This is a genomic window from Streptococcus parasanguinis (genome assembly GCF_001578955.1).
Lineage (GTDB): Bacteria > Bacillota > Bacilli > Lactobacillales > Streptococcaceae > Streptococcus > Streptococcus parasanguinis_U.
Window position 1 is genome coordinate 365,191 of sequence record NZ_KQ969689.1, and the last position, 799, is coordinate 365,989.

Here is a 799-nt window from a genome sequence, read left to right on the forward strand (position 1 = left end):
CTCACGACGGAAAGTTTTTAATAAATGATTCATTCATTCTAGCAAGTAGGAAATTAACTTTTTTTAGAATCTCTTAAGTGATTTTATCTTCTACATATCATTCGTTTTTTCTGAGACTGAGATTTTAACTTCTCGGTCTTTTTTACCCTTTCTTATTGGAAAGTCCAGCAATTGAGACTCCACATTTCTTCATAAGTTTGATATAATTAGAAGATAGAGATTGATAAGGAAAAGTAGCATTAGAAACAGGTATGTAAGATGAAAAAAATATTAGTAGTTGATGATGAAAAACCAATTTCAGATATTATCAAATTTAACATGGCAAAAGAGGGCTATGAAGTCTTGACAGCCTTTGATGGCCGGGAAGCATTGGAAGTCTTTGCGGCTGAAAATCCAGATGTTATTATTCTAGATTTGATGTTACCAGAGATTGATGGTTTGGAAGTGGCGCGGACGATTCGTAAGACCAGTAATGTGCCGATCATTGTCCTATCTGCCAAAGATACGGAATTTGATAAGGTCATTGGGCTTGAAATTGGGGCAGATGACTATGTGACCAAACCCTTCTCGAATCGGGAATTGCAAGCGCGTGTGAAAGCCTTGTTGCGTCGTTCTGAGTTTGCGGCTGATCCTCAGCTTGAAAATGATGCCGATACGGAAATTGTCATTGGTGATCTTCACATTCTTCCAGATGCTTTTTTGGTTCAAAAAGGCAACAAAGAATTGGACTTGACCCATCGCGAATTTGAATTGCTCTATCACCTTGCGACCCATGTTGGTCAAGTGATGACCCGTGAGC

Annotated in this window: 1 protein-coding gene; it reads left to right on the plus strand. The window is 38.5% G+C overall.

From position 1 onward, the window contains the following. Positions 1–258 precede the first annotated feature (258 nt). Positions 259–799 (plus strand): response regulator (locus tag SPADD19_RS01720; RefSeq protein WP_061455254.1); only part of this gene is annotated, 541 nt, incomplete at its 3' end.